This window comes from Prochlorococcus marinus subsp. marinus str. CCMP1375 (assembly GCF_000007925.1).
Lineage (GTDB): Bacteria > Cyanobacteriota > Cyanobacteriia > PCC-6307 > Cyanobiaceae > Prochlorococcus_E > Prochlorococcus_E marinus.
Map to the genome: position 1 here is coordinate 1,119,937 of NC_005042.1, position 25,108 is coordinate 1,145,044.

At 36.0% G+C, this 25,108-nt stretch carries 29 protein-coding genes; 14 read left to right on the plus strand and 15 right to left on the minus strand.

What is annotated here, in order from left to right:
• Window positions 1–31 precede the first annotated feature (31 nt).
• The 3 genes from PRO_RS05950 to PRO_RS05960 form a co-directional block, all read right to left on the minus strand.
• Entirely contained in the window at window positions 32–523 is a 492-nt protein-coding gene (locus tag PRO_RS05950) for a hypothetical protein (protein ID WP_011125364.1), read from the minus strand.
• Window positions 524–807: 284 nt separating this feature from the next.
• Entirely contained in the window at window positions 808–1,008 is a 201-nt protein-coding gene (locus tag PRO_RS05955; RefSeq protein ID WP_036892307.1) for a hypothetical protein, read from the minus strand.
• A gap of 199 nt (window positions 1,009–1,207) precedes the next feature.
• Window positions 1,208–2,314, minus strand: coding sequence for a fatty acid desaturase (locus PRO_RS05960; RefSeq protein ID WP_011125366.1), 1,107 nt, complete (start codon window positions 2,312–2,314; stop codon window positions 1,208–1,210).
• 382 nt (window positions 2,315–2,696) lie between these two features.
• Between PRO_RS05960 and PRO_RS05965 the strand changes: the two genes are divergently transcribed.
• Window positions 2,697–2,918, plus strand: coding sequence for a hypothetical protein (locus PRO_RS05965; RefSeq protein ID WP_011125367.1), 222 nt, complete (start codon window positions 2,697–2,699; stop codon window positions 2,916–2,918).
• A gap of 135 nt (window positions 2,919–3,053) precedes the next feature.
• Here PRO_RS05965 and PRO_RS05970 read toward each other — a convergent pair whose 3' ends face one another.
• Window positions 3,054–3,386, minus strand: a complete 333-nt coding sequence (locus tag PRO_RS05970; RefSeq protein WP_011125368.1) for a hypothetical protein — start codon at window positions 3,384–3,386, stop codon at window positions 3,054–3,056.
• 489 nt (window positions 3,387–3,875) lie between these two features.
• Between PRO_RS05970 and PRO_RS05975 the strand changes: the two genes are divergently transcribed.
• The 3 genes from PRO_RS05975 to PRO_RS05985 all read left to right on the plus strand — a co-directional run bounded on the left by PRO_RS05975 (window position 3,876) and on the right by PRO_RS05985 (window position 5,518).
• Window positions 3,876–4,073: a hypothetical protein gene (locus tag PRO_RS05975; RefSeq protein ID WP_011125369.1), complete on the plus strand. Its 198-nt coding sequence runs from the start codon at window positions 3,876–3,878 to the stop codon at window positions 4,071–4,073.
• 533 nt (window positions 4,074–4,606) lie between these two features.
• Complete coding sequence (locus PRO_RS05980) at window positions 4,607–4,867, plus strand: DUF1651 domain-containing protein (RefSeq protein ID WP_011125370.1); 261 nt, start codon at window positions 4,607–4,609, stop codon at window positions 4,865–4,867.
• Between the two features lie 96 nt (window positions 4,868–4,963).
• Window positions 4,964–5,518 carry a hypothetical protein gene (locus PRO_RS05985; protein WP_036891862.1) on the plus strand — a complete coding sequence of 185 codons (555 nt, stop codon included), beginning with the start codon at window positions 4,964–4,966 and terminating at the stop codon, window positions 5,516–5,518.
• A 62-nt stretch (window positions 5,519–5,580) separates the two neighbouring features.
• On the opposite strand, the gene PRO_RS05990 is transcribed toward PRO_RS05985, so the two are convergent.
• The 3 genes from PRO_RS05990 to PRO_RS09605 all read right to left on the minus strand — a co-directional run bounded on the left by PRO_RS05990 (window position 5,581) and on the right by PRO_RS09605 (window position 7,307).
• Window positions 5,581–6,168, minus strand: coding sequence for a rhomboid family intramembrane serine protease (locus PRO_RS05990; protein ID WP_011125372.1), 588 nt, complete (start codon window positions 6,166–6,168; stop codon window positions 5,581–5,583).
• Window positions 6,169–6,177: 9 nt separating this feature from the next.
• Window positions 6,178–6,657, minus strand: coding sequence for a glutathione peroxidase (locus PRO_RS05995; protein ID WP_011125373.1), 480 nt, complete (start codon window positions 6,655–6,657; stop codon window positions 6,178–6,180).
• A gap of 515 nt (window positions 6,658–7,172) precedes the next feature.
• Window positions 7,173–7,307 (minus strand): hypothetical protein, encoded by a 135-nt coding sequence (locus PRO_RS09605; RefSeq protein ID WP_268741273.1) that lies wholly within the window; start codon window positions 7,305–7,307, stop codon window positions 7,173–7,175.
• A 182-nt stretch (window positions 7,308–7,489) separates the two neighbouring features.
• On the opposite strand from PRO_RS09605, the gene PRO_RS06000 reads away from it, so the two are divergent.
• Complete coding sequence (locus PRO_RS06000; RefSeq protein ID WP_011125375.1) at window positions 7,490–7,891, plus strand: hypothetical protein; 402 nt, start codon at window positions 7,490–7,492, stop codon at window positions 7,889–7,891.
• 144 nt (window positions 7,892–8,035) lie between these two features.
• Here PRO_RS06000 and PRO_RS06005 read toward each other — a convergent pair whose 3' ends face one another.
• Entirely contained in the window at window positions 8,036–8,320 is a 285-nt protein-coding gene (locus PRO_RS06005) for a hypothetical protein (RefSeq protein ID WP_225866375.1), read from the minus strand.
• Between the two features lie 99 nt (window positions 8,321–8,419).
• On the opposite strand from PRO_RS06005, the gene arfB reads away from it, so the two are divergent.
• Window positions 8,420–8,851, plus strand: a complete 432-nt coding sequence (arfB, locus tag PRO_RS06010; protein WP_011125377.1) for an alternative ribosome rescue aminoacyl-tRNA hydrolase ArfB — start codon at window positions 8,420–8,422, stop codon at window positions 8,849–8,851.
• A 251-nt stretch (window positions 8,852–9,102) separates the two neighbouring features.
• Here the strand turns inward: arfB and PRO_RS06015 are convergent, their stop codons facing one another.
• From PRO_RS06015 to PRO_RS06030, 4 genes are all read right to left on the minus strand, one after another.
• Window positions 9,103–9,252, minus strand: coding sequence for a hypothetical protein (locus tag PRO_RS06015; RefSeq protein WP_164923234.1), 150 nt, complete (start codon window positions 9,250–9,252; stop codon window positions 9,103–9,105).
• Between the two features lie 284 nt (window positions 9,253–9,536).
• Window positions 9,537–9,824, minus strand: coding sequence for a hypothetical protein (locus PRO_RS06020; RefSeq protein WP_011125378.1), 288 nt, complete (start codon window positions 9,822–9,824; stop codon window positions 9,537–9,539).
• A 266-nt stretch (window positions 9,825–10,090) separates the two neighbouring features.
• On the minus strand, window positions 10,091–10,810 hold the full coding sequence (locus tag PRO_RS06025; RefSeq protein WP_011125379.1) for a potassium channel family protein: 720 nt from the start codon (window positions 10,808–10,810) through the stop codon (window positions 10,091–10,093).
• 53 nt (window positions 10,811–10,863) lie between these two features.
• The gene (locus tag PRO_RS06030) at window positions 10,864–11,115 is read right to left on the minus strand and encodes a hypothetical protein (protein WP_011125380.1); all 252 of its coding nucleotides are present in this window, start codon (window positions 11,113–11,115) and stop codon (window positions 10,864–10,866) included.
• Between the two features lie 305 nt (window positions 11,116–11,420).
• Here PRO_RS06030 and PRO_RS06035 point away from each other — a divergent pair, with 305 nt between their 5' ends.
• From PRO_RS06035 to PRO_RS06045, 3 genes are all read left to right on the plus strand, one after another.
• Window positions 11,421–12,317 carry an NAD(P)-dependent oxidoreductase gene (locus PRO_RS06035; protein ID WP_011125381.1) on the plus strand — a complete coding sequence of 299 codons (897 nt, stop codon included), beginning with the start codon at window positions 11,421–11,423 and terminating at the stop codon, window positions 12,315–12,317.
• 192 nt (window positions 12,318–12,509) lie between these two features.
• Complete coding sequence (locus tag PRO_RS06040; protein ID WP_011125382.1) at window positions 12,510–12,767, plus strand: TatA/E family twin arginine-targeting protein translocase; 258 nt, start codon at window positions 12,510–12,512, stop codon at window positions 12,765–12,767.
• A gap of 640 nt (window positions 12,768–13,407) precedes the next feature.
• A complete protein-coding gene (locus PRO_RS06045; protein WP_011125383.1) occupies window positions 13,408–14,025 on the plus strand; it encodes a hypothetical protein in 618 nt (205 codons plus the stop codon).
• A gap of 50 nt (window positions 14,026–14,075) precedes the next feature.
• On the opposite strand, the gene ychF is transcribed toward PRO_RS06045, so the two are convergent.
• The gene (gene ychF, locus PRO_RS06050) at window positions 14,076–15,167 is read right to left on the minus strand and encodes a redox-regulated ATPase YchF (RefSeq protein ID WP_011125384.1); all 1,092 of its coding nucleotides are present in this window, start codon (window positions 15,165–15,167) and stop codon (window positions 14,076–14,078) included.
• Window positions 15,168–15,289: 122 nt separating this feature from the next.
• On the opposite strand from ychF, the gene PRO_RS06055 reads away from it, so the two are divergent.
• The 5 genes from PRO_RS06055 (at window position 15,290) to PRO_RS06075 (ending at window position 22,579) form a co-directional block, all read left to right on the plus strand.
• Window positions 15,290–16,351, plus strand: coding sequence for an efflux RND transporter periplasmic adaptor subunit (locus PRO_RS06055; protein ID WP_011125385.1), 1,062 nt, complete (start codon window positions 15,290–15,292; stop codon window positions 16,349–16,351).
• Window positions 16,352–16,383: 32 nt separating this feature from the next.
• On the plus strand, window positions 16,384–19,341 hold the full coding sequence (polA, locus tag PRO_RS06060; protein ID WP_011125386.1) for a DNA polymerase I: 2,958 nt from the start codon (window positions 16,384–16,386) through the stop codon (window positions 19,339–19,341).
• Between the two features lie 43 nt (window positions 19,342–19,384).
• Window positions 19,385–20,884, plus strand: coding sequence for a cysteine--tRNA ligase (gene cysS / locus PRO_RS06065; RefSeq protein WP_011125387.1), 1,500 nt, complete (start codon window positions 19,385–19,387; stop codon window positions 20,882–20,884).
• A 103-nt stretch (window positions 20,885–20,987) separates the two neighbouring features.
• Entirely contained in the window at window positions 20,988–22,226 is a 1,239-nt protein-coding gene (locus PRO_RS06070; protein ID WP_011125388.1) for a 1-deoxy-D-xylulose-5-phosphate reductoisomerase, read from the plus strand.
• Complete coding sequence (locus PRO_RS06075) at window positions 22,223–22,579, plus strand: (2Fe-2S) ferredoxin domain-containing protein (RefSeq protein WP_011125389.1); 357 nt, start codon at window positions 22,223–22,225, stop codon at window positions 22,577–22,579. The genes PRO_RS06070 and PRO_RS06075 overlap by 4 nt, the downstream gene beginning before the upstream one ends.
• On the opposite strand, the gene PRO_RS06080 is transcribed toward PRO_RS06075, so the two are convergent.
• Together PRO_RS06080 and PRO_RS06085 are read right to left on the minus strand one after the other, a co-directional pair.
• Window positions 22,559–23,671, minus strand: coding sequence for an alpha/beta fold hydrolase (locus PRO_RS06080; RefSeq protein ID WP_011125390.1), 1,113 nt, complete (start codon window positions 23,669–23,671; stop codon window positions 22,559–22,561). The genes PRO_RS06075 and PRO_RS06080 overlap by 21 nt on opposite strands.
• The gene (locus PRO_RS06085) at window positions 23,658–25,097 is read right to left on the minus strand and encodes an NAD(P)(+) transhydrogenase (Re/Si-specific) subunit beta (RefSeq protein WP_011125391.1); all 1,440 of its coding nucleotides are present in this window, start codon (window positions 25,095–25,097) and stop codon (window positions 23,658–23,660) included. Before PRO_RS06085 ends, PRO_RS06080 begins: the two co-directional genes overlap by 14 nt.
• Between the last annotated feature and the right edge of the window lie 11 nt (window positions 25,098–25,108).

The following is a 25,108-nucleotide window of genomic DNA, read 5'->3' on the forward strand; positions in this document are numbered from 1 at the left end:
GCTCTAAGAGAGAATCAAGCATTAGCAACATTCAGTTGCTAAGCATCAAATTCTTCAACCTTATAACAGGGGTTTTCCACAAAGCCCAGAGTAAAAAACCTAATTCACTACGCTTTACCTTAATGATCGTTCCTTTAGAAGTTACAAACGTTTTTTCAATGACAAGTCCATTCTTAATGGTAATTTTCTCTACATTGCCAACAAATCTTCCTCTAGTCCAATCAATATTTTCTTTGAAAGGATTTAATTGTTTACCTTGTGTAAACAATCCAAAATTAATATAACTCAGCGTTGACCATGCCTTCCTGTTTGAAATAGATACAGGTGGATTTGTACTTGATTTGGCTGATAAATCATGCTTTGTTCCATCATGATAAGGATTGGAATTTTCACTTACTAAAAGAATTTTCGAACGAACCTGTACTTGAATCAACTTATAGGTCGATTCAAGATGCTCACGAATCGCATGATATTTAGATTGAATATCACTTTGTTTTTCCTTCACATAGGTTCTAACGACCATAAGTTTTGCTTATAACTACTCAGTTTTAACAACTCTATTCATACTTTCAAGGCATATATAAGCTTATTTTAACAATGCAATCAATCTCACATTCATTTGGAAAAATCGAAGAAGTCTTATAAATAAAAGGCAATCTATTAAATACTCATGCATTATCTACTTTGAAGAGTGTATAGCCAGAGTTCATAAATGAATTAAGGATTCAACAAATCAGTCATTATGGTAGCAAGAGAAGAAGAGCTCTGAAGTATCAAAAGGGTCTCTAACTTTTAAATCTCTTAATTTTATAACCTACTCTCAGTCAAGCAAGAAGGAGCAACAAAAGGTGACTTCCAAGAATTCCAAATACATTTCATTCGATTTTCTGCACATCCATTAGCATCTTTAGATGTACATTGCTTAGCAAAGCCAACTAAGAAATCACTTACCAAGCTACCAATAATTACAGCACAAACAATTTGAATAAAGCTTAAAGTCTTCTTCATAAGAAAATACTTGATAAAAAGCAATACCAATCATGTTATACCTAATTTAATGTGATGTTGATCAAAAGAATTTTTTAAGCTCGTCCGATTTTCATTATATGAAAATCTCATTTGTATTTAATACTCATCAACAAATCACTATTTCTATAAAATTTCTTAGCTTTAGAATTATATGTAATAGAAAAACACATGCTATCTATTAATTTAGATTTTTTTCCCAAAGATATCTAGAACTTTGACCATCAGCCTTTACGGCTACACAATTACTAGCAACACTCCAAAGAGCCTTATGTATAGGCGTTGGATTAAAAAGGTAAACTTTAGGGAATGCTTTCTTAATTGCACGAGTAGCTTCTATTGCATGGTAATGAGGAATAGTTGGGGCTATATGATGAATGACATGAGTTGAGCCAATATGGTGATGCAAAAAGTCTAGAATTTTCCCATACGGGCGATCAATTGACAAAAAGGCCCCTCGCATAAAAGAGAAATCCTCTTCTCCTAAATGAGGAACATCTGAATCAGTGTGGTGAAGCCATGTGTAGACAACAAGCCAACAATTAACTACTAGTAAAGGTCCAACATACATAGTCAAAACAGATGCTATACCAAAGGACCATGCCCAATTAAAAAGAATAATTAAAACCACTGCAATTCCACAGTCAGACTTCCAGACTTTCTTTGACCAAGTTGATGGCCACAATTTTTTAGAGAAAGGTTCTCTTGGCCAAAAATGATTAGACATCCCATACTTAGGGCCACCAGTTTTACCAGCCAACAAATAGGCAGGCCAACCTATTATCAAATGCATCAATAACTGCATTGCTCCAAAGGCAACTTTCCCTATAGACCTAGAAAATGCTATTTCCTCTTCACCACCAGCCTGTTCACTAATACCATTGCCACCAATTACTAAAGGCACATGGGTCTCCCCTTCAGTTATATGATTAGTAAATCTATGGTGAACAGAGTGAGAGCGTTGCCAAGAAAAGTAAGGGACTAAAAGTATCGTATGTAGAAAATATCCAATAACTGTCTCTAATCTACGATTATTAGAAAAAGCCCCATGTCCACATTCATGAGCAATAACCCAAAAGCCCATGGCAGTAGTACCTGAAACCAAGGCATATATAATCCAGACCAATGACATCGAGGGTGTATAAGGGATAGTAAGTCCTATCGCAACGACGATTACCTGGATTAGAATTGACCGAAAAAGGTAAGCAAGAGATTTGCTGGTCTGACGGGTAAAGCATTGGCGTGGAATAACCTTTGCAATTGATGGCATTGTTGGAATATCAGACATTGTTACTTCTAATGCCTGTCCATTAAGGCCAGAGAAACAAACGTTTTTCAAACTCTTAGGCTAAAGCGAAAATATTTTTATCCAATTTAAGGCTAAGAGGGGCAGAGAGTAAATATATTCAAAAGTGCGTCTATAAGACCATCTCTCAAAGATATCTTTTTTATAAAAAAGCAAAATATTGTTTTCCTTTTATCAAATCAAATCACAAGCATGACAATAATGAAGTCTTCCGTGTGAGTATTAATAACTAGATCCAAGTAATGGCAATGCATTATAAGGTATTTTTATAACATTTAATTAAGTCTCATAAAGAACTCTAAACGTAGTGCATAATTCTCGATTTTATCGATTATTTATATGAAAGCCTAAAAATGAATTATTCATGAATCGTTCTATGAAAGGATTTTTATATATTTCCGCATGGGTAGTTTCTTGGCTATTGTTCAGCTCAATAATTAACGCGGGTTTTATTACTACAAATGTCTATGAAGCAGGAGGGAAAGGAGGAATATTAACTTTATTTATTAGTGCGATCATTGCAATTGCTGGAGCCTTTTCCTTATACAAGGAAGTTTTTCCAAATGATCTTCCTAAAAGCAAATAAAACTATACTACTCCTATCAACAGACTCCTTATCAAATCCCCCTTCTTACAAAAGAGATCATTCTAAAGATGTCTTTTGGTAAGCAACTTAGAATGATAATGCTTGAGAAGGCTTCATTAAAGAGGTGTATCTTACTTATAACGTCTCTAAAAAGTTTGCTATAAGAGATAAGGAATTTAGGCTGTCCAGTTTTCTTTGTGATTCAGAAATAATCCGTCTTGCATCAGGTACACAATCATGTAGTAAAGAGTTCCCTTCTGCGTACTCAGCCATAGCAAACTCTATAGACCTTTTTATCCTTAACTTAGGATCATCCTTAAGGGCTTCAGTCTCAAGAAATTGCTGATGTCCAATAATTATAGAAAGGAGTTGATTAATAGCACGTTTAGCAGTTTCTCTCTCGGAAGTAACAGAAAGTAATTGGCTTATAGAATTACTTTCCTTACCGTTCTTAGTCTCATCTCCCATGATATGAATAAAAATGTAATTCTAGTATGAATTTAAATTAGTATTTTTAATTTAAATTGCAATGCTCTAAAACATGCTACTAGAAGGTTGTATGGAGTTGCCCAATTCTTAATCAGCGCATTTCGCTCTTTTGATAAAGTTGATTGTCAATAAATATCCAATATCAATAAAAACGAGGCATTTATAAGAGTATAGGTATATATACGGAAGGATTCCATGGAGGCAGTGTCACGTGCAAATAATTTTACAAACAAGTAATCTAGTGTATACCTACTTGATGTATAAAAATTAGAGACTAGAATAATAAAAATACTTTAAAGAGAATGGAACAAAACCCTAGGCATTCTGTACTAAGCAGCAACATTCTAAGATCTAGCAACCGAGGAATCACTACTTACGAGCAGACATAGCTAACATCAGGCCACGACAAGTTAAATACTCAAACAACCAGTCTACACCTCACAAGCAACAAATCCATCAAATAGCATAATGGTTTTCCCTGTACTCAGATCGATGACAGAATTACTTCTAGCTGTAAAGCAGGAAGAAAAAAGGAAGGTGGAAAGGGGGTTCGCGAACAGAGATGCTATGCATAGATATATAAGACTTACGGCGCAAATGAATAAGAAAGTTAAGCGCAAAGGGATTAAAAAGCTAATAGAACAGTCACAAAGAAAGGTTGCTTAGCTGTAACGGACAAACAGTAGAACTAGCTGTTAATTCACTTTCAATATCTAAGTTTTAAGCAAAGGAATGTCATAAAGACATTTTTGCATTGCTGTTAATTCTGAGAATATATCAAAAGAGTATCATGCCTCAAAAGTCCCACTCTCTCATCGCTTTCCCACGACCATGACCATGATCATATATAGTATATTTGTACTATATATGATCATGGTCATGGATTCGCCATCTCCTCTGTATGCTGTCTTTACAGTAGAGAGCTTAAGATTAGTTTCAGCATCTGCTTTTTATTGGTACAGCCTAAGTCTTGGGAACAACGTTGCATCAATGCAGCTATTCAGAGCCAAAAAGGCGGAGACCCAGAAAATAACCTTACAAAGAAATATTCAACTTGCTTTGTGTAATTCCTAGTTTCTCTAACAATTCATGAGCACCAAGCACATTTAACACTTTTCAAATGATTCTACTAAAAGTGAATCTCACTCATAGAGGCCTTAGGCCTATTAACTACTACCAAAAACATTATTTCTCTCATCATGAGATTATTATCAATGAATCCTGAAGGTTGGCTAATTGAGCCAAAGGGGAAGTGGTTGCTTCTCTTCCATAAAGATCCAGTGTCCTTACAAAAACTACCTCAATATTACATTGACAAATGGGATGTATCACCGATTTATACTCCCTTGACATTTATCAATCGTAGAAAAGTTGGACTTGAACCTGCTATAGAGACATGGACAGAATTACTAGGTAATGGTTGGAAGAAAATTGAGCACCAATTTGGAGAAGTAGCGTAAGGCACACATTCGTCACAATATGTCTCCAATTTGTAAGACATAATTTGAGATGCCCCCCTCTTTATGGTAGATATAATAATAGGCAACTCGTATTCAATGTCTCAACTAACTATCAAATTAAGTGCTAAGGCAGATGCCTTAATAGCCCAACTTCAAAAAGAAATTTTTAATCGGCGTCGTAAAAAGATAACAGCTGCAGGAGTGGTTGAATCATTAGTCGAAAGTGGTGCAAAATCCCAATCAGACAAGCGCTACTCGTCTTCTTGGAAGAATCTAATCAAAGATATTGAGAAAGCTGCAAAAGTATCTGAAGTACATGGTAACAAGCCAGCTAATGTTAGCGCTGATGAGTGGGCCATGATCTTGAGCCATCGCACTCGAAAAGGCACTAAAACCACAAAGGAGTCACCTGTAAACAAAACATCTAAAACAAGATCTAAAGCAAGTAAATCTAAAGCAAGTAAATCTAAAGCAAGTAAATCTAAAGCTTCTACTGTTACAAGTGCAGTAGCAAAAAAAGCTGTAACTAAAAAAGCTCCTGCAGTCAAAAAAGCTCCTGCAGCAAAAACAACCTCAACTTCTAGACCAGCCAGACGTGCAAGAAAAGCAACTAAAGCAACTAAAGCAACTCCACAAACTGTTTTAGCTTAAAAAACGTCGTCAGATCCGTAAAAGCGGGTTAAGAGGTGCAATCCCTCTTGCTGACCTTATTTTTAAAAAAGAAAAAGAATTAAACCTGCTAGAAATCCAGTAAAATGGCCGCTTAAACTTACTCTTGGGAACAAGGAGAAAATGAATCCTAGGCCTGTTAACACAGACATGGCATTCCTTACTTGAAGATTTCTAGATAGTCCTATATCAAAATGAAGGAAATTATTTTTTCCATAAATTGAACTCAACAAAATAAAAGCATCTACTCCATAGAGTAATCCGCTAAATCCTATTAGCATAGATAGAGGGTTATTGATGAGATATATATCTAGAACCCACTGAAGAAAAGACTGAATTGGTATTAACAAAAGCAAGAGGACTATAAAAAGACTTGAGCTTTTGAGCCGTAATTGCATAAAGAAATATCTAACCACGACTATTCCAAAAGCGTTAGCTAGTAGATGGCGTAAATCAGCATGAATAAAATGCGTGGAGATAATTCGATATGGTTCTAGTAGAAGTCTTCCGGAGATATACGCAAAATCAAATTTATTTATGATTCTCAGTACATCAGTTGCTATAAAAACTATGGCTAGCAAAGAAAAAGTAATCAGATATTGCCAATCATCTTTTGAAGTCCTTTTTATCACCTTTGAAAACTATGAAGACAACGCAACTTCAATTGCTGTTATCAATTCCTCACTTGATGGTTCAACGCTAGGTTCGAATCTTGCAATAACATTACCATCCTTGCCGACTAAGAATTTTTCAAAGTTCCAAGAAACATCTCCTTTAGGTTCAACTTTATTGAGTGTTGTATAAGGCTCAGTTGTTAGACCTTTTGCATGAACCTTGTTAAAAATTTCAAATGTGGTTCCGTATTTTACCGAGCAAAACTCCTTGATCTCCTCGATAGTCCCGGGCTCCTGACCAGCAAAATCATTACAAGGGAAGGCAAGAACACAAAAACCGTTTTTCTTATACTTTTCAAAAAGTTTCTCCAAACCTTTGTACTGAGGAGTATTTCCACAAAGGCTTGCTACATTTACTATTAATAAGACGTTGCCTAAATAATCACCAAGATTTTTCTTTTCTCCATCTGCAGTTTCTACTACTGTTTCTTTTACGTTGATCAACATGATTTAATTGTTATGTAGTGAGGAGATAGAAATAATCTCATCCCGAGAGAAGTAATTTTTATACAAATCAATCCAGATGTCAATTGATTATTGAACAAAGCTTGCTTGTCCAGAAAATCTTAGAGCCAGGAGACAAAGCAATTCTCAGCATAAACAAATTCAATAAGGACTATTTTGTTAAGAATCTACTAGTTAAAGGCGGTATGGCAATAGAAATAAACAGCGCTAGCTCTCATGAAAATTAATTTCCTACTTATTCCATTTACCTTCTAAAAGACCTAATAGCCAAAGCTAAGTTTGCGTCGTCAAAAATAATTTGCTAATAATATGAAAATTTTTACACTCAAAAGAATTTCCATGGAATTTTAAAATGAAGATTTGTGCTGATCTAATTAAATTTTTAGTTAAGAAAAGTTAGTTCTAACGAACTATAATTTATCAATAAATTGTGATTAAGTAATTAATGACTAGTTAATAAACTATAAACCCTCAAGCAAGTGTAGAACAACTTGAAATCACTTTCGATCTTGATTACCTCTTTTCACCCCTCTATAAAGAGCAACTACAAAAAAACAGCCAATAAGAAAATAAGCAACTCGCTCTAGCAGTAGAGTTATTGGATTACCAACAAGTTCTGATGTTATTTCCATCAAGATTCAAAGAGGTTATAAAAATGCATGCTAACTTAGATTTAGAATATCACCTAACAAAAATCGCACTTGATATATTCAAAGTATCTACTAATAAGCAATAATTGTACTAAGGTCAATATCCTATAAAGACAATTTGGGGCTTAAAGGCTATAAGATTAATTTGAATTATCATTAAAGTTATGGCAATTGCTATTAGACCCATAATTTCAGCAAAAATATTTGAAGAAGCTATAGAAAGTGCTGCATTATCACAAAGCGAGCACGAATTAATTGACTATATACGCTACAAAGGAGTGTTCTCACAACCTAGTATTGTTAAAGAACTCAGATTAAATCCAAAACCACCTGTTTTATCAATTCTTTGTGAGACATGTAGAAAGATTGGGCATCATATACCAGATCATTTCATTGCAATTAGGGCATGGTCAGAAGCAATAAGTGAGCATGGTGTTCGTTGGGATGGCGATCTCATTTGCAGTACAGCACGAAATATAGAGGGTGAACCCTTAACTCCAGAAGCAAGAACTGTTCCTTATGAAATACTAGTGGTACATAAAGAACTTTTTACAGGTCTTGGTTGACTAATTATCAATTTTCATCTGGATATATATTTATCGATTATTTATTTCTTCTATTGAATAGTGTTGAACAAACCAACGAATAATTTAAATATTAAAACAAATCTATTATTTATTCTTATAGATTAATTAAAGATATTAAACAATCTATTTAAGCTCTTGAAGAACTTGAAATGATTTTTTTCTATGACTAAATATAAGAACGTGGTTTTCACCACAAAAAGACAGCCCTGTTTGATTCTTTAATAAACTAAATGTTATAAGAGCAACGCCACAAGTTTCAATAAAAAGGACAGGTAAAGTTTCCTTAGTACCTGTCATGTACTGTAAGTCAAGAGCTTGTCTTACTGCCTTATTAGACTTGTCAATCCCTAATGACTCTAAAAGGTCTGCCCACAAATAATTAACAGGCTCATAATCAGACAAATTCAATGAAATTCTCATGAGGACATCTTTCTTCCCAAGGTTAAGGGAGAAATATTCGTTACTAAGAAAACACTAAACTATTGAAAGGATAGAAAGCTAGACGATATGGACTTATATATAAAATCCAATTTAACCATCCCAGGGAATGAACTTTGTTGGCGTTTTTCACGGTCCTCAGGAGCTGGTGGGCAAAATATAAATAAAACTGAGAGTAGAGTTGAAGTCATTTTTAATATCCAGGCCTCTAAAGTTTTAAGTACATTCCAAAAGGATAGAATATCTGAACATTTAAAAACAAAACTAATTAATGGCTCAATTCATATAGCTGTTCAGGAAAGGCGCACGCAATATCAAAACAGACAATTGGCTTTAACTCGACTAGCTACTCTTATAAAATATGGTCTGAAGCCATTTGCCAAAATCAGAAGAGCAACGAAGCCAACTAAGTCATCTCAGAAAAAAAGAGTTGCCTTAAAAAAACAACGTGGAAAAATTAAGAAAAATCGCCAAAAGGGGTCTGCATCATATGACGAATAATTTTGAGGATAACTATCAGCCAAATCTAAATAGCTACTACTCTGAAGATGATTTTGCCTTAACAAAGTCTCTTTATCATAGTCTCTTCTATTCCTGCAAGATTAAAGGTTTATTGTAGTTGAACTATCGCAATTATTTTCTTTACAGAGACACTCAAAATCTATAAGCACTAATGATTATGAGCTTTTTATTTACTTTTACATGGAAACGATTAAAAAATCAAATATCTTAAATGTCTTTCTTTGACAAACTTAATCACTTTCCATATCCTTCAAGTCAGGCAAATTATTTTCATAATTGCTTCTAAGATCATCAAACATATCTTGTAAAATGAGCTCCTGAGCATTATCTACTGCTTTAAGATGTGCCTTGGCGGCTTTTATTTCTTCGTGAGTCGGCAAACCAAACCACCCATCTATGTTAATTTCTTTCTAAATGGTTTAGATTATATGTCAATAGATTTGTTTGCTCAAATTATTATTTTAGCAAAACTACCATATGCGAAATAATTTTGCTCTTGCAATCAGCTGATTACAATTTGATATCCATAGGAGTAAAATTTTTTAGCACAAATAGAATTGCAGATGGTTAACTTTTCTTTAAAGGAATTCTGAATGTATCCCACCATTGAATTTTATTCCCATTAAATACTTACTATTTTATTTAGTCAATAGCCTCACAAAGATTAAGCAACTATAGATCCGGAGACAGGATCAGTAACGCCCAACTCAGGCGAGAGCTCCTGCATAAAGCCTCTTACTTCATCAAGGTGCTCTATCATTTTAGGTCTGGCTGCTGCTATTGATTCTTCATTCTTCCAAAGGCCAACAAAGCAGTAATCATGATCGCCAGTTTTCGCAATATATCTACTCAATAGGCCTTCAACATCAAATTTGTTCACGACATTAAAATACTTGTCTTCCATTCCAGGGAATAACTTAAATCGAACAACATTTAAGAAGGTTGGGCTCATTTTTTTTGTATGGGAATTTAACCAAGTGCAATAATAAAATTTTTATTTATTGTTTGCATCAATAGGCTTTAAAAGCCATACAAATGAAAACTATAACTATCCCCAACATCAAAAGTTCAATTAGGCATGAATTGCTCTTGAAAATACCTCTAGGTGTAGCAACTCTATTACCTCTTCTGAACGATATCTAGAGAGAACCGATGTAGAGGAAAGATTCAATCAAGACATCATTTGCAAATAAAATCCTAACCAAAAGCCTATCAATATTAGAGAGAAGCTTCAGCCATTGTTTTTCCTGCTGCAATATAAGGACTGACAACAATGTTGGCTCCTGCTAATTTCAATTTAACTGATGCCTCATCAGTTTCAGCTCTTGCTACAATTCGACATTTTGAATTAAGGCTATTTGCACTAAGAACAACATACAAATTAGATGCATCGTTTGGCAAAGTTACGATGAGGCTTCGACATGTTTTTATTCCAGCCAATAGCAAAGTTGCGTCAAATGTTGCATCTCCCAACAAAACTTTTAAACCCTTCTGATCAGCTTTGCTTTTGATTAATGGATCCTTTTCAATAATAAGAACTTCAATATCATTTAAGACAAGTTGTTCTGCGATCTCTTCACCAATTCGGCCATGACCGCAAACAATTATGTGGTTTTTCATGTTTCTAATTGATCGGCGAAACCTTAGTTCTCTCATTCTGTGAAAATATCCTAATTCAGAAAGAGTAAGAAAGCGTTGAAGGGTTAATTGAACTACAACAAGACCTCCTCCGATAATGAACACAGTTACTGCTCTTCCTGCCGCACTGAGAGGTTCAATCTCACCAAAACCTATTGTTGTAATGGTTATGAGAACCATCCAAAGACAATCGCCCCAATCCCAGCCTTCAGTCAAGAAGTAGCCAAGGGCTCCAAAAAAGAATAGTGCCCCCAAAGCAAGAAAAGGGCCAACCCAATACTTAACAAGCTCCCTAATCATTTTAATTTAGACACTTGTTTTTGAGAGTTCTTACCCAATCTAATTATTTAGAGTCAATAAACTTTGTTTCTAAAAGTAAGTTGTTCATAAGTTTCATGACTTTGTATTTGACTATCCAAAGATTCTAAGCATTTTTCAACTGCTTGAAGCTCATGCCTCAAATGATTTCTCTTGACTTGTAATCCTCTAACTCTTCTTTGCATTTCAAGTAGGCGTCTAACACGATTTTCATGATTCAATAAATACTTGGATGGCTCATTTTGATAAGCTTTTGTTCTCTCTGGATCACTGAATTGGTTGGTCATAGCACTTCTCTGATTATTTTGCGGAAGACCCCCATTCCAAGAAGTCTTCCTAATGTCTTGAGCTAATGTCTAGGAAAAATCAACCCATGACCCTAAACAAGATATATCAAATATAATTTTCTCAGTAAATCCGTGTTAACGCTGGAGTCATTGCACTCAAGCGTTAAAGCCTAAGCAGTAAAGCCTAAGCAGTAAAGCCTAAGCAGTAAAGCTTATACACATCACGGATCGATTGCCATTACTAGTCTTTATTAAGTTCTTATTTAACTTATAGTATGAGGAGCTTCTGGAAGTAAACGTTTTAGATGTTTCATCCTCGTTTGGCATTTGTTGGGTTAGGCACAATTGGGCTTCCTATTGCAGCGAATTTAATATCCGCTGGATTTAAAATGAAAGTGCATACTCGTAGTCGTAAAGCAGAAAAGGACAAAAGGTTAAAAGGTGCAATTTCATGTTCAAGTCCTAAAGAGGTTGTAAAAGGATGTGAAGTCTTACTTATTTGCGTTAGCGATGATGAAGCAATAGAAGAGGTTTTGTTCTCTTCTCAAGGCGCATATAAGAATTTAAAGAAAAAGTCCCTTGTTATAGATTTCTCCACTATTAGCCCTGCCAAATCTAGGTCTATTGCAAAAAGGTTAGCTAAACAAAATGTAGATTATATTGATGCCCCGGTAACAGGTGGGACTGAAGGTGCAAACAAAGGTAGTTTAACAATATTTCTAGGTTGTAAGGATATCTTTCTTAAAGAAATAATTCCTTTCCTGAAGCCAATAGCTACAAATATTTATTGCTTTGGCGAGGTTGGAAAAGGTCAAGAAGTAAAAGCAATCAATCAAATCCTTGTGGCTGGTAGCTATGCCGCTGTGGCTGAAGCAATTGCTTTGGGAGAACAATTAGATTTGCCTATGGATGCTGTTATAAAAGCACTGCAAACGGGTGCTGCGAGCTCATGGGCTCTTTCTAACCGCTCAAATGCAATGCTTAAAGATGAATATCCTTTAGGTTTCAAATTAGGCTTACACTATAAAGATTTATCTATTGCTCTTAATACAGCAGAAAGCATAGGCTTAGAGCTTCCAATAACTAAAAAAGTTAGAGAAATAGAGAAGGAACTCATAAGTGAAGGGTTTGAAAATGAAGATGTCTCTGTTCTTAAAAGATCTATAAGGAAAAGTTCTGTGATCTTTCCTAAAAAAAATTAATTAACAACTTCCAAGCTTTTGAAGATCTTAATCAAGCGAGCTATAATCTTCGAATTTGCTCTCAAGCTGTAAATAATAATGGTTCTAAGAAGCACTTTTTAATTATGTAGAGTGTAGAAGTTTTAGATAATAGTTAAGAGTTTCTTGTATTATCAGGAAAACAAATCAAAAAGAAAAAGGAGTCTTTTTTATATGAACATTTTTGGGGTTGGATTACCTGAGATAGCTGTTATAGCAGTATTAGGGTTAATCATTTTTGGACCAAAAAGATTGCCTGAGTTTGGAAGAATGATTGGCAAGACAGTCAAATCATTACAAAAGGCATCTTTGGAATTTGAAGATGAAGTTAATCGCGCCATCAATGATGAAGAACCTAACAATAAAAAAAACACAAATACTTCAGAGAACGTTGCTAATAGCGTAATTGATATTAATAATAAAGATGTATAAGATTGTTTAAGCTCTAATTAATTTGTTCAATGTTTGATCTATTTAAATTAAAAGCAATTGATTTTTAATTTTATAAATTTAATCTAGGGTGTTAAACTATTTATACAAGATTGAACTTATTCTTTTATATTATTACATTAACAGCTATAATCCTAAGTCTTAGGAACGTTATTGTCTAGAAACTGTTCGCTATTTACTTATTGAATCTCCCTATTACGTTGAGTATCGTTTGCAAAGAATAGGGCAGAGAAGCCTCTAGCCTTGTTATACGACCATTAAATAATGGCTCATTAGGATTCTTGCATAAGTCAACTTGACATGATTTATCAAGCATTTGTAGCCTTTTGCCTTCAAGTATTCCCTGTAAATGAAATATGTTTATTCTTATGTAGACGAAAAGTAGCCATGGGATTTTTCCATGTAACTAATACATCAACTCAATAGATCAATTGCGACGGTATACTTCAATAAATGCATCAAAGCAATAGATCAATTGCACGGTATATTTGTCCATTGCGATATCGTCATAACAATTCGCTAGATTTTCTAGAATATCTATATTGATTGCACAATTTTTTAAGTTTATATATTATCAATTAATAGCAAATAAGAGCATCTAAGCTCATTCACGAAATCCAACATGCCTATTAATTCTAGTAATTCTAGACGACAGCAGTTGAATATAAACATAGATCCGAGTTTACTTTTACAGGCAAAGTCTTGTGCAATTAAAAATGGCAAAACCCTTACAGAATTTGTTGTTGACGCTTTAACATCAAAGATCTGCGAACTAACTAACAACCTTGAGCAGTCTAATGAAATAGAAATGGAATATATAGTTCATCAAATGCTGGAAGAATTAGTTAAGGGCAAAAAGTTTTCAGATCTCGGTAGCATTGAGTACTCAAAAGTTTTATCTAACACTTTTCAACAGTTGGTTATTGAAAAGGATACTACTCTTCCAAAAGCATTAGAAGAAATTGAAAAAGTGATAGATCCGTTCCTTGTTCCCTCATTATTAATTGATAACGAAGGACGAAGGAACCTTGCCACTGCAGAGCAACAAATACTTCTTGTAAAGGAAATTCTCATTGGTAGTTCAGTTGCATCAGCCGATCACTTGAATCAAGCTGTAGCACAAACTGGTACTTGTCCAGCGTTGAAATCCTTAGAATTATTTGCTGGAAGAAAGCTTCCTCTTCTTAATCTTTATTTCCTTAAAGCAATCGATTCTAAAGGTGAGAGTCAATCACATTAATCTAGTTTTATTTCAATATGGTCTAAGCAAATTCATTTCCAAATATTTAACTAAACATTAAATAAGAACTCCATAACATCTCCCTCCTGAACAATATATTCTTTGCCTTCGCTACGAATCCAACCTTTATTTTTAGCCTCAAGCAATGACCCAGCTGTAAGTAATTTTTCATAATTAATGGTTTGGGCACGAATAAAGCCTCTTTCAAAATCTGTATGTATTACTCCAGCTGCTTGTGGAGCAGTCATTCCTGAATTAATTGTCCAAGCTTTGGTTTCCTTTTCTCCGGTAGTGAAATAAGTTCTAAGGCCAAGTAAATTATATGAAGCCTTAATCAAACTCTGAAGGCCGCCTTCTTGAACGCCTAATCCAGCCAGATAATCCTGCCTTTCAAATTCTCCTAATTCAATTAATTCAGCCTCTACCTGAGCAGAGATTCTTACGTTCTCACTACTTTCATTCTCAGCAAGCTCTTTAACATTTTTTGAGAATACATTCCCTAAAGAAAGTTCATCTTCGGTTAAATTCGATGCATAAATTATGGGTTTAGCTGTTAGCAATCCCAATGGCTTTATCAATTGTCTTTCTTCATCAAGCAAGGTCACGCTTCTTGCAACTCCTCCTTGTTCAATTTCTAAATGTATCTTTTCTAAAATTTGATCTTCAACTTGGCTTTCCTTATTATTGCGAATTTGCTTTTTCAAACGTTCTCTTCGTTTTTCTATTTGACTGAGGTCAGAAAGCCCAAGTTCCAAATTTATAATTTCTATATCTCTTACTGGATCTACTGAACCAGACACATGAATTACATTTTCATCTTCAAAACAACGCACAACATGAACTATCGCATCAACTTCACGAATATTCGATAAAAACTTGTTCCCTAGACCTTCTCCTTGGCTAGCTCCTTTAACTAGGCCCGCAATATCAACAAATTCAATTCGAGTAGGGACCAATTCTTTGCTATCACTTAAGGCTCCAAGCAACTTAAGTCGATCATCAGGAACTGAAACTGTTCCCACATTTGGCTCAATCGTACAGAATGGGAAATTAGCTGCCTGAGCTTGTGCATTTGCAACCAGAGCATTAAACAAAGTGGATTTCCCAACGTTTGGGAGACCAACTATTCCAACTTTGAGCATCAGAAAAATTCTAAAAGCAACATTCGAGGGGTTATTCTGACCAAACTAATCGCTCTAGAGCTTTTAAACCAACTAAAAGAAAAAAAACTAAACCGGCTCAACAAAAAGTTCCATTAAAACCAATGATAGGCCTAAATCAAAAAAAACTTGTTAGCCTCGCTGCTTTTCTATTAATCATAATTGGTGGCAATGTTCTTTGGAAAACAAGCTCTGCTGATAAAAAAAGAGATATAATGAGCTATACGATCAAAGCTGAAGAAGGGAAATTACCATCTCTAATTAATGCGAGTGGAAAATTACAGGCCCAAAGGAGCCTAGATGTTAATCCTCATCGTCAAGGGATAATCGAAGAGGTTTATGTTAAAGAAGGAGATGAAGTGGTTAAGAATCAATTACTTGCAAAGATAGAAGGCCGTGATTTCAAATATCGTTTCAATGCACTGAGCGCCGAATTTGAAAACGCGAAAGCTGCTTTTGAACGACGTGAGCAATTGTTTTTAGAAGGGGGTATAAGCAAAGAAAAGTATGAAGAATTTCAAAAAAGCTTTTTAATAAAAAAAGCCAATCTTGAGCAAATTCAAGTTGAAGGAGAAGAGCTATTTATAAAATCTCCTTTAGAAGGAGTTATTACAGCAAGATATGCAGAACCTGGTATGTTTGTTTCTCCAAATTCACCTAAATCAAATAATGAAACCTCTATAAAAAGTTCTGTTGTCGAAATATCTCAAGGAATAGAAGTAATATCAAAAGTACCTGAAAGTGACATTGGTCGTATCCAAACGGGTCAAATGGGAAGCGTCCGTGTTGAAGCTTTCCCAGATGAACGTTTCAATTCGTTTGTCAGTGAAATAGCTCCTAGAGCAACTAGAAACAACAACGTCACTTCATTCGAGGTGAAACTATCCCTAGTCAAACCTCCTAAGAAATTGAGAATTGGGATGACAGCTGATATAGAGTTCCAGACTGGTGAGTCTGGAACTAGAACAATTGTTCCTACTGTTGCAATAGTGACTGAAGATGGAAATCCTGGATTGTTAATTGTTGGAAAAAAGGAAGAGCCCTTATTCCAAAAAGTGGAACTTGGTTCAAGTAGTGGTAACAAAACTGCAATCATTAAAGGAATAAATCCTGGAGAGAGAGTTTTTATTGACATTCCTCCATGGTCAAAAAGAAAACGCAATTAAATTAAGTCACCAAACATCACATCAATGAACTTATGCCTGAAGACAAAGGAAAACCTATTTTACTACTTGTTGATGGACATTCCCTTGCTTTCCGAAGCTTCTATGCTTTTAGCAAAGGAGGAGAAGGAGGTCTACAAACAAAAGAAGGTACACCTACCAGCGTGACATATGGCTTTCTAAAAAGTCTTCTTGATAACTGCAAGCTACTTAGCCCTGAAGGGGTAACAATTGCTTTTGATACTGCTGAGCCGACATTTAGGCATAAAGCAGACCCAAATTACAAAGCCAATAGAGATGTCGCCCCAGATATTTTCTTTCAAGATCTAGCACAGCTTCAAAAGATTCTTGAAGAAAGTCTCAATCTTCCTATCTTTACAGCACCGGGCTATGAAGCAGATGACGTCTTAGGAACATTAGCGAACAAAGCTTCCGACAATGGTTGGCAAGTGCGCATACTTACTGGTGATAGAGACCTGTTTCAACTTGTTGACGACGATAGGAATATAGCCGTTTTATATATGGGGGGGGGACCCTATGCAAAAAGCGGTAGTCCAGCATTTATTAATGAGGCTGGCGTAAAAACTAAGCTTGGTGTTATCCCCACAAAAGTCATTGATTTAAAAGCATTAACAGGGGACAGCTCTGACAATATACCTGGCATCAGAGGGGTCGGTCCTAAAACGGCTATTAACTTACTTAAAGAGAATGGTGATTTAGATGGCATATTTAAAATATTAGATTACCTGGAAACAAAAGGAGAAAAAGCAACTCAAGGAGTAATCAAAGGTGCGTTAAAAGAAAAATTAAAAACCGGGAAAGAGAATGCTTATCTTTCACGCCAATTAGCCGAAATTATGATTAACGTCCCAATTAAAGAACTCAGTAATTTAGAACTAACTAAAATAAATCAAGAATCTTTAAAAAATTCTCTTGAGGGGCTAGAACTTTTTAGCCTCATTAATCAGTTGCCAAATTTTACAGCTAGTTTCTCTAAAGGAGGATTCAATACAAATCAGAGAAGCATTTCTTCTACTGATAAAAAATCAAACAATAAAAAAAATACACCTGACGAAAAGATCGAGGACTCAGGTACTCAGCCTCCTGCTATTAAGCCACAAATCATTGAAACCGAATCTCAACTTAAATCTCTTGTAAATAAACTAAGCAGATGTAATGAACCACTACAGCCAGTTGCTATTGATACCGAAACAACTAGTTTAAATCCATTTAAAGCCGAACTAGTTGGGCTTGGCTTTTGCTGGGGTGAAAATCTTGATGATATAGCCTACATCCCTTTAGGCCATAATTCTCAAGGAGAGTTAAAGGATCAATCAATAAGACAACAGCTCCCTATACAGAATGTTATTCAATCACTTACTCCTTGGCTAAGCAGTTCATACCATCCTAAAGTACTCCAAAATGCTAAGTATGATCGTCTGATTTTTTTACACAATGGGATTCCATTGGAGGGTGTAGTAATGGACACACTCCTTGCCGACTATCTTTCTAATTCGACAAACAAACATAGCCTAGATGAAATAGCTAAAAGAGAGTATGGGTTTACACCAATTAACTTCAAGGAACTTGTAGGAAAAGGAGAAACTTTTAAAGATGTTGATATTGATACAGCAAGTATTTATTGTGGAATGGACGTATATCTCACCAGAAAACTTTCTTTTCGAATTAGATCTCAACTTCAAACTAAGGGATCAGAACTAATTCAACTTTTAGAGAAAGTAGAGCAACCACTTGAACCAATTCTAGCGGAAATGGAAGCAAGAGGTATATGCATAGACATTCCTTACTTAAAAGAATTGTCAAAAGAATTAAACCAAACGCTAAAAGGACTTGAAGAACAAGCCTATAAAAGTGCTGGGTTTGAATTTAATCTCAATTCTCCAAAACAACTTGGCGAAATACTTTTTGATAAATTAGCTCTTGATAAGAAGAAATCTCGCAAAACAAAAACTGGTTGGAGCACTGATGCTAATGTTCTTGAAAGACTTGAAGCAGACCACCCATTAGTTCCTTTATTAGTAGAGCACAGAACACTTAGCAAACTTGTAAGTACTTATGTGGATGCACTCCCTCAACTAGTTGAAGCAGAAACAGGCAGAGTCCATACCGACTTCAACCAAGCTGTAACAGCAACAGGCCGTTTAAGTAGTAGCAATCCAAACCTACAAAACATCCCTATTCGTACTGAATTTAGCCGACGTATAAGGAAGGCTTTCCTTCCCCAGGAAAACTGGAAGCTAATAAGCGCAGACTACTCTCAAATAGAGCTGCGTATTCTAGCTCACCTTTCAGGTGAAGAAATTCTACAAGAAGCCTATAAGAATGGTGATGATGTTCACACTCTAACTGCAAAAATTCTATTAGAAAAAGAGTCAATTAATTCTAATGAAAGGCGACTAGGCAAAACAATAAATTTCGGAGTCATTTATGGTATGGGAGCCCAACGTTTTGCAAGATCTACAGGCCTAAATCAATCAGAAGCAAAAGACTTCTTGAATCGTTTTAAAGAAAGATATCCTAAAGTTTTTTCATTCTTAGAACTACAAGAAAGACTTGCCTTAAGTAAAGGCTACGTTCAAACATTATTAGGGAGACGTCGCTACTTTAATTTTGACAAGAATGGATTAGGTCGACTTTTAGGTAGTGATCCTATGAATATAGACCTAAAGCGTGCTCGAAGAGCTGGTATGGAAGCCCAACAATTAAGAGCTGCTGCAAATGCACCCATACAAGGTTCTAGCGCAGATATTATTAAAATTGCCATGGTACAACTAGCTACGAAACTTAAAGTAAGTGGTGTAGCAGCAAATCTTTTATTACAAGTTCATGATGAATTGGTTTTAGAAGTAGAGCCATCAGTAATAGAAGAAGTTAAAAACATAGTTGTTAGTACAATGGAAAATGCTGTACACCTTGCTGTTCCTTTAGTTGTACACGCATCTATTGGAGACAATTGGATGGATGCCAAGTAAACAGCTAATTCAATGCTTCTTATTAAACTCTCTAAATAAAAAAGTGCCTTTAAAGCTAACAAACACACTAACCAGGAGAACAGAAACTTTTAGTTCGCTAAAGCCAGGAGAAGTAAGCATTTATTGTTGTGGTGTCACTGTTTATGATCTTTGCCACTTAGGCCATGCACGTAGTTACATAGTTTGGGATGTTTTAAGGAGATACTTCATTGCGCAAGGATATAAGGTTAAATTTGTTCAGAACTTTACTGATATTGACGACAAAATTTTAGCAAGAGCTTCTAAAGAAAACTGCACGATGAATGAAGTTAGCGAAAGAAATATTGAAGAATTTCATCGAGATATGGACGCTTTAGGCATCTTACGACCAGATCGAATGCCTCGAGCAACAAGGTGCCTCGAAGAGATTAAATCAATGATTGAAGAATTAGAAAAGAAAGGAGCTGCTTATTCAGCAGAAGGAGATGTCTATTTTGCTGTAATGAAGCATGCCAATTATGGGAAATTAAGTAAGCGTGATTTATCTGAACAACAACTTAATGCTGATGGGAGAGTTACAGATAAGGAAGAAGCCCGTAAACAAAACCCATTTGACTTTGCACTTTGGAAAGCAGCCAAGGAAGGAGAACAAAGTTTTCCTTCCCCATGGGGAGCAGGCAGACCTGGTTGGCATATTGAATGCTCAGCAATGGTTCTTCAGGAACTAGGTGAAACTATCGATATTCATCTAGGTGGTGCTGACTTGATATTTCCACATCACGAAAATGAGATTGCTCAATCTGAAGTAGCAAATGGCAAAAAACTTGCAAAATATTGGCTTCACAATGGAATGGTGAATGTTGGTGGCCAAAAAATGAGCAAATCGCTTGGCAACTTCACCACAATAAGGGCCCTTCTTAAGGAAGGAATTTCTGCAATGACACTAAGACTTTTCATACTACAAGCTCACTATCGAAAACCACTTGATTTCACAAAAGAATCTCTTGATGCTGCTTCAACAGGATGGAAAAGGTTAAATGTAATTCTTTGTTTAGGTCTAATGAAACATCAAACTCTTAATTGGCCTAAACCAAACATTCAAGAATCAAAGATCACTTCTCTAAGTAAGCACTCCTTAAATGAGACGTTAAACCTATCTCGCCAACAATTTATAGATGCATTAAATAACGATATAAATACGTCTGTAGCTATATCGATTCTATTTGAACTTGCTCGTCCATTAAGGTCATTAAGCAATCAAATTGAAAATGGCAGCTCCGAATTAATCTCTGAGTCTGACAAACACACTTCATACTCCAGATGGTTACTCCTTACTGAATTAGCAAATGTTCTAGGATTACAAGCCGAGCTACCAAAAACAAGAACTTCTAAACAAAGTCAAAATCTCGATGAAGTTCTGATAAGAGAAGCAATCCAAGAACGTAAGGATGCAAAATTATCGGGTGACTTTGCTAAAGCAGATAAAATCCGGGAAGAACTGAACCTCAAAGGGGTTCAGTTGATTGATAAAAAAGATGGAGTAACAGAATGGATTCAAAGTTAAAGTATTTCTCCATTCCTTCCCAGATCATTAACTTTTTGTACTTAATGCAGCCTTCAAATGAGAGACTAGTAATAACTGCTTGAACATTGTGAAAGCCATCAGCGTGCTGGGCTCCACTGGTTCGATTGGCACCCAAACTCTCGAAATAGCCAAAGAGTGTCCTGAGCAGTTCAAAGTAGTTGCTTTAACTGCCGGTAGGAACTTGGATTTGCTTATCAAGCAAATCCAAGAGCATCAACCAGAGGTTGTCGCGTTGGCTAGGAAAGATATTTTGCCAGAACTTCAGGAGCGTCTAAATAGTTTAACTGGAAAAGAAAGACCTAACGCCCTCCCACACTTAGTTGCTGGAAATGATGGCTTAAACATTGCAGCTTCATGGCACAGTGCAGATCTTGTTGTTACAGGGATTGTTGGTTGTGCAGGTCTGCTACCTACTCTGGCTGCAATAAAGGCTGGTAAAGATATTGCACTAGCAAACAAAGAAACTTTAATTGCAGCTGGCCCGGTTGTAATTCCAGAATTAAAACGCAGTGGCAGCAGATTGCTACCTGCAGATTCAGAACATTCAGCCATTTTTCAATGCTTACAAGGGACTCCTTGGCCAGAAAATGCTCGGCTTTCTACTGGAATCCCAACTCCAGGACTAAGGAACATTCAGCTAACAGCATCTGGGGGAGCCTTTCGTGACTGGGCCACAGAAGACTTGAAACATGCCTCTATTAAAGATGCAACTAGTCATCCGAATTGGAGTATGGGAAAAAAAATAACGGTTGATTCGGCAACTCTTATGAATAAGGGACTTGAAGTGATAGAAGCCCATTATTTATTTGGTCTTGATTACGACCATATAGAAATAGTTATTCACCCTCAAAGCATTATTCATTCAATGATTGAATTGAATGATTCTTCCGTTTTAGCTCAGATGGGTTGGCCTGATATGAAGCTTCCAATTCTATATGCTATGAGTTGGCCGAATAGGATTAACACTTCTTGGAGAAGACTTAATCTTTCAGAAATAGGTAAATTAACTTTTCATGAACCAGATACATCAAAATATCCATGCATGGAGCTTGCCTATGCGGCAGGGAAAGCAGCAGGCACTATGCCAGCTGTTCTTAATGCTGCAAATGAAGAAGCTGTGGCCCTTTTTCTAGAAGAAAAAATTCATTTCCTAAATATTCCAAAGGTTATTGAGGCGGCCTGTGAAAACCATAAGAAAGATCTAAAATTTGACCCTCAACTTCAAGATGTAATCGAAGTAGATTATTGGGCTCGTAGAGAAGTGAGATCTCAAGTTCAAAAAGATTCGAATCAAATAACCATGGCCACATACAAAAAATGAGTGCTCAAATAAGTCACCATTTATTGCTATGTGGAACTTCTAAGAAGTCATTATGTTGCGAAGCTGATGAAGGTCTCAAAAGCTGGAAAAAACTTAAACTTGTTTTACAAGAATTAAATCTTGAAGACCCTAACCGTCCAGAAGGAATTGTTTTGCGTAGCAAAGTAGACTGTTTGAGGATTTGCAGCGCAGGTCCAATACTTTTGATTTGGCCTGAAGGCATTTGGTATCACAACGTTTCTGCTGATCGCATAGAACCAATCGTCAAAGGCCATGTGGTAGAAGGAACCCCAATAAAAGAATGGGTCTTCAAAGAGACTCCTCTAAATAATTCAACTAACAAGCTTCATTAACCAACTTTTAACAACTTCATCGCCCCAGCAACCATTTAAACCATGAAAGCCATTGTGGCCTCCTTTTTTCGTTAATAAAATTTCTAATTTAGAAGACAAGTTTCTAATTTGAATATTTTCAAATAAATTTTTAGCAGATTCAGCAGGGACCCAAGGATCATCAAGAGAATGAATTAGAAGAGTCTTCGGCATCTTTTCAAGGGTATTGAAAAGCAATCTATTCAATGGTGATGCTGTCCTGTAATAGTCATCAACACTTTTAAAGCCCCATCTAGGAGCTGTAATAGCTGCATCAAACGCCTTAATAGAAGAAGCGACTGGAATATTCCAAAAATTTCTTTGAACTAAAAACTCTCTTTCTATTTCAGTAACTCCAAATGGATCTTCAAGAGTCTGCTGAACTAATCTATTAAGAAGCCACGTCTGATAAAGACTATTACGAGGTCGCTCAATAGATGCACTGCATTCAGACAAGTCTAATGGAGTACTAATACAAGCCAACGCATCTAAAGCCATACTTCCTGTTAGAGATGCAAAGTCCAAGCAAGCGTTCAATAAGATTGTCCCCCCAAGCGAAATACCTACTCCAAAGACTGGTAGGGCCTGATTTGTTGTATTGCCACTACTCCCAAGTAAGCAAGAAATTTCTCTAGCTTTCTCAATTGCCGGAAATATATCGCTATTACAATTAGCTGCATATGTTCCTGCTGCAAATTGTCTACCAGGGGAGGCACCTCGAAGGTTTAATCTCAAAACAGCAAAGCCTGAATCCAATAAAGCAGCAGTCATACGTCTAAGACCTCTTCTGCGACTTGAACCACCTAATCCATGAAGTAGCAAAATCAAGCCTTTTACTTTTAAAGTTTTCAATGGAAGATTAAGAAAGGCTATTAAATGTTCTTTCTTTGGATTTTTAGACCATTTAGAAGGAATCTCTATTTGCACAAGCTCATTATCATAAAGATATAAATTTTCATCAATGAAAGTATCTCTAAGAGTCTGAAGATCTCCACCAAACCAAGGGAAACGCTGCTTAAACGGTTCTATTTCAAGTTCATCAAGAAGCTTTTGATGAAATTCAGCCTTTACCACTAATACCTAATTCCTTTAATTCCAATAACAAATCACCTAAAACTTTCTTTGCATCACCAAAAACCATTGAAGTATTGGCTAAATCAAACAGATCGTTTTTTATTCCTGAATATCCAGCACTCATACCTCTTTTAATTACAAAAACTGTTCGAGCTTCTTGAACATCAAGAACTGGCATTCCATATAAAGGAGAGCTTGAATCATTTTTGGCTTGAGGGTTTACAACATCATTAGCTCCTAGCACTAAAACAACATCCGTTGCAGGGAATTCAGGGTTGATGACATCCATTTCTTTGAGTTGTTCATAAGGAACATCAGCTTCTGCAAGAAGAACATTCATATGACCAGGCATTCGACCAGCGACTGGATGTATTGCATAAGTAACTTGAATCCCACTCCCTTCTAGAGCCCTAGTAACTTCTCTAAGTGTATGTTGAGCTTGCGCTACAGCCAATCCATAGCCAGGAACAATCACAACTTTTTCTGCAGCCTCAAGAGTTAACGCACACTCCTCAACACTACAGCTAGTGATATTTACATATTCACCAGAACCACTAGATCCTGAAGAGGGAGTCCCTCCAATCGCTCCACCAAAGAGGACAGAAACTAAAGATCTATTCATACCATTGCACATGACTTGAGTAAGTATTAATCCAGCCGCTCCAACCATTGCTCCGGCAACTATTAATAATTGACTTCCTACAACAAATCCAGCAGCTGCAGCTGCTACACCTGAGTAGCTATTCAATAATGATATGACTACAGGCATATCAGCTCCACCAATAGGCATAGTGACACCTATCCCTAAAAGTCCGGAGCCAACAACTAATAACCAAAGGCCACTATTCCCTCCCATTAGCAAAGAAACCATTGATACCAATGCAAGAACTGCAAACCCAATGTTGACAGCATGTCGAATCTTACTTTGCATCCATCCAGGAGTAGAAAGCCAACCTTGCAACTTGGCCATAGCAACTATTGACCCAGTAAAAGTTATAGACCCTACAAAAACTGAAATAACTATTGAAATGATCTCCACAAACCCATTACTTAATTCACCAGTAGATTCCGTTGAAGGGAAAAGAGCTACAGCCAAAGCAACAAGTAATGAGGACATACCTCCACATCCATTAAATAAAGCAACTGTTTCGGGCATTGCCGTCATAGCAACTTTTTTAGCTGTGAAGATTCCCAATAAACCACCTACTGCTGATCCAAGAATTATCCAAATCCATGCGTCTATTGATATTCCTAAATTCCCATAAGAATCAACCAAGACTCCAATTGTCGCAAGGATCATTGCAACAGCAGCTAGCCTATTTGCCTCACGTGCGGAACGAACTTTAGAGAGCCCTTTAATACCTAAAGCTAAAAGCAGAACAGCTAAAAGATCAATAGAAAATTTCAATACATCTGAGAGATTCATTAAAGTAATTC